Below are 4,832 nucleotides of genomic sequence, written 5' to 3' on the forward strand. Positions count from 1 at the left end.
GCGCCGACGAGCAGGTGGCCGTTGTGGGTCGGATTGCGCAGCAGATCGTCACTCATACGCCTCAGACTAGAACGTGTTCCAATTCGTGTCAGCCGCCCCCGGGTATCACTAGCATGTCGAGGCATGGCCGCCGCAGATGTCGTCATGTACGGAACCGTGTTGACCGTCGACGACGCCCGGCCCACCGCCGAGGCGCTGGCGGTGGCCGGCGGCCGGATCCTCGCGGTGGGCAGTCGGTCCGAGGTGGCCGCGTTCATCGGCCCCGATACCCGGGCCCTCGACTTCGGGGACGGCTGCGTGATGCCGGGTTTCGTTGAGGCGCACGGTCATCCGTTGATGGAGGCGATCGCGCTGTCCGATCGACTGGTCGACATCCGGCCGGTGACTATGCGCCACGCCGGAGAGGTGGTCGACGCGGTTCGCCGCGAGGTGGCCCGCCACGGCGCGGACGGCGCCTACCTCAACGGCTGGGATCCGCTGCTGCAGGACGGTCTGCCCCAGCCGACACTGAGCTGGCTGGATGAGATGGCGCCCGACGACCCGCTGGTGATCATCCACAACTCCGGTCACAAGGCCTACTTCAATTCGCGCGCCGCTCAGCGGGCCGGGCTCACCCGCGACACCGCCGACCCCAAGGGCGCCAAGTACGGGCGCGACACCAACGGCGACCTCGACGGCAGCGCCGAGGAAATCGGCGCGGTGTTTCCGCTGCTGGGCGGAGCTGTTGCGCCCAGCGATTACCCGGCGATGCTGCTGGCCGAGTGCGCCCGACTCAACCAGGCCGGGTTGACGACCTGCTCGGAAATGGCGTTCGATCCGGCATTACGGCCGCTCGTCGAGGGCCTGCGTGGCGCTCTCTCAGTGCGCCTGCGGACCTACGAGATGTCCAACGCCCAGATGACGACCGATGCCACGCCCGGCGAGGGCGACGACATGCTGCGTCAGGTCGGCATCAAGATCTGGGTGGACGGCTCACCGTGGATCGGCAACATCGCGCTGTCGTTCCCCTACCTCGACACCGAAGCCACCCGCACGATCGGCGTGCCGCCGGGTTCGTGCGGCTGCGCCAACTACACGAAACAACAGCTCACCGAGATCGTCGGCGCCTACTACCCGCTGGGCTGGCCGATGGCGTGTCACGTGCAGGGCGACGCCGGCGTCGACACCATTCTCGATGTGTATGAGCAAGCGCTGCAACGTAACCCGCGCGACGACCACCGACTGCGCCTGGAACACGTCGGCGCCATCCGGCCCGAGCAACTCCAGCGCGCCCACGACCTCGGCGTTACCTGCAGCATATTCGTCGACCAGATCCACTATTGGGGTGACGTCATTGTCGACGGCCTGTTTGGTGAGGAGCGCGGATCCCGTTGGATGCCGGCAGGTTCCGCGGTGGCCACCGGCATGCGCATCTCGCTGCACAACGACCCGCCGGTGACACCGGAGGAGCCGCTGCGCAATATCAGCGTTGCGGTCACGCGGACAGCGCCCAGCGGGCGGGTGCTGGGCCCCGAGGAGCGGCTGACCGTCGAGCAGGCGATCCGGGCGCAGACCATCGACGCGGCGTGGCAGCTGTTCGCCGACGACATCACCGGCTCGCTGGAAGTCGGCAAATACGCCGATCTCGTTGTGCTGTCCGCTGATCCGCGTGCGGTGGCGCCGGAGGACATCGCCGACCTGCAGGTGCGCGCGACGTTTCTGGCCGGCCGTCAGGTCTACGCGTCGTGACCCCGACGCTGCCCGACGTTCTCGACCGCCTGCATGTGATCTCGCTGCCGATGCGAGTGCGCTTCCGCGGCATCATGACTCGTGAGGTGGCGCTGATCGACGGACCGGCCGGTTGGGGCGAATTCGGCGCGTTCCTCGAATATGACGACGCCGAGGCCGCGCACTGGCTGGCCGCCGCGCTCGACTCGGCCTACCGGGCACCGCCGCCGCCGCTGCGCAACCGTGTTGACGTCAACGCCACGGTGCCGGCCGTCCCGGCGGCTGAGGTGCCCGAGATCCTGGCCCGCTTTCCCGGCGCGCGCACCGCCAAGGTCAAGGTCGCCGAACCCGGCCAGACCCTCGAGGACGACGTCGCCCGGGTCGACGCGGTCCGCGCCCTGGTCTCGACCGTGCGAGTCGACGCCAACGGCGCCTGGACTGTTCCGCAGGCCGTAGCGGCCGTTGCGGCCCTCGGCCCGCTGGAATACCTCGAGCAGCCCTGCGCCACCGTCGAGGAATTGGCGCAAGTCCGCCGCCGGGTCGACGTGCCGGTGGCCGCCGACGAAAGCATCCGTAAGGCCGGCGACCCGCTGGCCGTCGTTAGGGCTGGCGCTGCCGACATCGCGGTGCTGAAAGTCGCTCCGCTGGGCGGCATTTCGGCGTTGCTGGCGATCGCCGCGCAGATCGACATCCCGGTGGTGATCTCCAGCGCGCTGGATTCGGCGGTGGGCATCGGAGTCGGGCTGTCCGCGGCGGCGGCCCTGCCGAATCTGGGCCATGCCTGCGGGCTGGGCACCGGTCGGCTGTTTGTCGAAGATGTCGCAGAACCTGTCGCGGCTGTCGACGGCTACCTGCCGGTCGGCCCGGTCACGCCGGACCCGGCGCGACTGGCGGCGCTGGCCGCGTCGCCGCAGCGCCGGCAGTGGTGGGTCGAGCGGGTGCGTGTCTGCTATCCACGGCTGGCCTGGGTGCACTAACGTGCGGGGGGTGAGCACGCCCAAGGATTGGCGGAACTTCGACATTGCCGTGCTGCGCATCGTGTTCGGCATCATCTGGGGAGTCGACGCGTGGCTGAAATGGCAACCCGGTTTCCGCGCGACCTTCCTGCCGAACATGATCAGTACCGCCGACGGTGAGCCGCACTGGATCAGATGGTGGTTCGATTTCGTCGTCGCGATCGAGCGTTCCGCGCCCGCATTGTTCGTCTACATCGGCGCCATCACTGAGACATTGCTGGCGATCACGGTGATCCTGGGGGTAGCCCGTCGCGTCGTCTACCTCGGCGGCGCGCTGTATGCCCTGATGATCTGGTGCACCGCAGACGGTTTCGGCGCGCCGTACGGGCCGGGTGCCACCGACATCGGACCGGGCATCATCTATGCCCTGGTATTTCTCGCACTGCTGGTCATGCTCGAACGCGGCCACAGCGGTCGGCTGTCGCTGGATGCCGTGCTCGTCCGCCGCTTCCCGCAGTGGGCCAGGCTCTCCGGGCCAGTGCTGTCCTGATTTGTGGGCTACATGGCGTAGACGACATGGGGTCTGACCGCCAACACTGACAGTCATGACACGCAAAGTCCTGATCGTCGGGTTCCCGGGCGTGCAAGCGCTGGATCTGGTCGGCCCATTCGAAGTGTTCGCGAGCGCATCGCAGGTGCTGGCCGCGCAGGGCAACGACGGCTACGTGGTGGACGTGGTCTCACTCGACGGGTTGTCGTTGGCCACCGACACCGGCCTGCGTTTCGGCGCCGCACCGCTGCCCGACCCGGCCACGGCCGTCGACACGCTGCTGCTGCCGGGCGGCGGTGGCGCGCGCGGCGACCGGCGCGACCCGCGGTTGGTCGACTGGATCGTCGCGGCGGCGCCGCGGGCCCGTCGTGTCGTGAGCGTGTGCACCGGCGCATTCCTGGCCGCGCAGGCGGGTTTGCTCGACGGGTGCCGGGCCACCACGCACTGGGCCTTCGCCGATCAGCTGGCCCGCGAATTCCCGGCTGTCACCGTCGATCCGGACCCGATTTTCATCCGCAGCTCTCCGACGGTGTGGACCGCCGCCGGCGTCAGCGCCGGCATCGATTTGGCGCTGGCACTGGTCGAAGAGGACCACGGCACGGAGGTGGCGCAGACGGTCGCGCGCTGGCTGGTGTTGTATTTACGACGGCCCGGCGGGCAAACCCAGTTTGCCGCGCCGGTGTGGGTGGCCCGCGCCAAGCGTGAACCCATTCGCGCCGTGCAAAACGCCGTCGACGCCGAGCCCGGTGGCGCGCACAGCATCACCGACCTGGCGCGTCTGGCCGCGATGAGCCCGCGGCACTTCACCCGGGTATTCACCGCAGAAGTCGGCGAAGCGCCCGGGGCCTACGTCGAGCGGGTCCGCACCGAGGCGGCCCGTCGTCAACTCGAGCAGACCGACGACACCGTGGTGACCATTGCGTCGCGCTGTGGCTTCGGTACCGCGGAAACCATGCGCCGCAATTTCATTCGTCGCATCGGCGTCTCACCCGACCAATACCGAAAGGCATTCGCATGACCCAGATCGCGATCGTCGTCTACCCCGGATTCACCGCGCTGGACTTTATCGGGCCCTATGAGGTACTGCATCGACTGCCGGACACCGAGGTCCGTTTCCTGTGGCACCAGCCCGGCCCGATCACCGCCGACTCCGCCAGCCTCGTCATCGGGGCCACCCACCGTTTCAGCGAAACCCCCTCACCGGACGTGATTTTGGTTCCGGGCGGGACGACCAGCGTCGAACACGCCCGTGACGCGAAACTGCTGGCCTGGCTGCGCGCCGCGCACCGGACCGCGACCTGGACCACGTCGGTATGCACGGGTTCGGTCATCCTGGCCGCCGCCGGTCTGCTTGACGGCAAGCGCGCAACCTCGCACTGGAGCGCGCTCTCCTTGCTGAACACGTTGGGCGTCAACGCCGTTGGTGATGAGCGGGTGGTGCACGAGGGCAACATCGTCAGCAGCGCCGGGGTGTCGGCCGGTATCGACCTGGCGTTATGGCTGGCCGGCCAGATCGGAGGCGAGGAGCGCGCGAAGGCCATCCAACTGGGCATTGAATACGATCCGCAGCCACCGTTCGATTCCGGCCACATGTCCAAGGCGTCCGCGAAAACCAAGGC

At 68.4% G+C, this 4,832-nt stretch carries 5 protein-coding genes; all 5 read left to right on the top strand.

Going from position 1 to position 4,832, the window contains the following annotated elements; all coding sequences use genetic code 11:
- Nucleotides 1-123 precede the first annotated feature (123 nt).
- On the top strand, nucleotides 124-1,728 hold the full coding sequence (locus AC2VOG_RS08110) for an amidohydrolase (RefSeq protein WP_486939400.1): 1,605 nt from the start codon (nucleotides 124-126) through the stop codon (nucleotides 1,726-1,728).
- Nucleotides 1,725-2,684, top strand: coding sequence for an o-succinylbenzoate synthase (locus AC2VOG_RS08115; RefSeq protein WP_486939401.1), 960 nt, complete (start codon nucleotides 1,725-1,727; stop codon nucleotides 2,682-2,684). The genes AC2VOG_RS08110 and AC2VOG_RS08115 overlap by 4 nt, the downstream gene beginning before the upstream one ends.
- 10 nt (nucleotides 2,685-2,694) lie before the next feature.
- On the top strand, nucleotides 2,695-3,213 hold the full coding sequence (locus AC2VOG_RS08120) for a hypothetical protein (RefSeq protein ID WP_486939402.1): 519 nt from the start codon (nucleotides 2,695-2,697) through the stop codon (nucleotides 3,211-3,213).
- Nucleotides 3,214-3,268: 55 nt separating this feature from the next.
- Entirely contained in the window at nucleotides 3,269-4,231 is a 963-nt protein-coding gene (locus AC2VOG_RS08125; protein WP_486939403.1) for a GlxA family transcriptional regulator, read from the top strand.
- Nucleotides 4,228-4,832: DJ-1/PfpI family protein (locus AC2VOG_RS08130; RefSeq protein WP_486939404.1), on the top strand; the 605-nt coding region annotated here is incomplete at its 3' end. The genes AC2VOG_RS08125 and AC2VOG_RS08130, both read left to right, overlap by 4 nt.

The sequence above is a fragment of the Mycobacterium sp. TH-M11 genome (genome assembly GCF_057473725.1).

Excerpts from the sequence above, each read along its gene's own strand:
- AC2VOG_RS08110 (WP_486939400.1), top strand. The coding sequence starts at position 124 with ATGGCCGCCGCAGATGTCGTCATGTACGGAACCGTGTTGACCGTCGAC.
- AC2VOG_RS08125 (WP_486939403.1), top strand. The coding sequence starts at position 3,269 with ATGACACGCAAAGTCCTGATCGTCGGGTTCCCGGGCGTGCAAGCGCTG.